This window comes from Anabaena sp. UHCC 0253 (assembly GCF_009712085.1).
GTDB lineage: Bacteria > Cyanobacteriota > Cyanobacteriia > Cyanobacteriales > Nostocaceae > Dolichospermum.
In genome coordinates, this window is record NZ_VILD01000001.1 from 172221 (window position 1) to 173568 (window position 1348).

2 pseudogenes are annotated in these 1348 nt (G+C 38.7%); both read left to right on the forward strand.

Annotated elements, in window-relative coordinates:
- A pseudogene (locus FJR38_RS00805) lies at nucleotides 1-517 on the forward strand (hypothetical protein); the annotation flags it as partial.
- A gap of 658 nt (nucleotides 518-1175) precedes the next feature.
- A pseudogene (locus tag FJR38_RS00810) lies at nucleotides 1176-1348 on the forward strand (IS5/IS1182 family transposase); the annotation flags it as partial.

Consider the following 1348-nt stretch of genomic DNA (forward strand, 5'->3'; position numbering starts at 1 on the left):
TATTGCAATTCATCAACTACCCAGTACACCCGAAACACTGTTTTTGCGGGTTTTAGGAAAAGGAAAAGTACAAAGACAAGCGGTAGAAGAATTAGAAGCACTAGCAAATGATAGTCCCTTTCTTGCGGATATTATACAATTAGTAAATAACCTAATTGCTGTGTTATCGGCTCGTCAGCGTCAAGAACAAGATATTGATAAAGATGATCAGGAGTTAATTATGAAATTATCGGAAATGTATCAACAACAATTAGAAGAACTTAAAAAACAAGGACTTCAAGAAGGGATACAACAAGGAATACAACAAGGGATACAACAAGGAGAAAAACTAGGACTTGATAGGGGTATAGAAAGAGAACGACGGGCTATGATTGAAAGTATTTTACAAGTGCGTTTTGGTGCAGTTGATTCACAGTTAGCAGCAATTATCAATCCTCTTATTGCTATGAGCAGAGAAGAATTTACTCCTTTGCTTTTACAATTATCTCGTGAGGAATTATTGGCTAGATTTGCGTGAATTTTGCAAAATAAGAATGAATAATAGACATTTCCAGAAAAGAATGTAGAGCCGAGAATCCCTACATAAGGAACGTCTCTACAAGGGTTCTAGGAAACGCATATTTAATTCTCGGAGATGTCTAATGAAGATTCAAAAGTGTTGGACAATACAAAACATTTACTTTTCCTCAATTCAAGTAGGGGCAAACCCCCTGTGGTTGCCCCAAATACCGGGGTAGGCACTTTTCCTCAATTCAAGTAGGGGCAAACCCCCTGTGGTTGCCCCAAATACCGGGGTAGGCACTTTTCCTCAATTCAAGTAGGGGCAAACCCCCTGTGGTTGCCCCAAATACCGGGGTAGGCACGGGGGCGCTACCCCTACATTAAATCCAAATCTTTTATATAATTAATTTTGCCTGCCTACTTAACAAGTTTTCCCTGAGTGTTTTCCCTGAGTGTGTTCCCTGAGCGAAGTCGAAGGGAACAACTAACAGGATATTTAGTATCAAAAACAAAAATGCCATGTCTAGAGTTGACACGGCTGGGATTGAATTATATTTAGGGCTTGCTGATTAAAGCTGAAACCCTTATATAAATAGTGATTGAAGTCTATAAATGGGAAAAAAGTGCAAGGCAATCGGGTAAAATGGGTAAAAATCCTCACAAAAACATAGAAAATGTATCGAAAAATTGAAACTCTACCTACCCCCATAGAAAAGTTTAAACTGCCATTTGAGGGACAGTTGGCAGAAGATAATAGATGGGTAATAATGGCGAATTTAATTCCGTGGTCAGAATTTGAAGATCAATATGCGAAACAATTCACGATAGAAATAGGCGCACCAGCAAA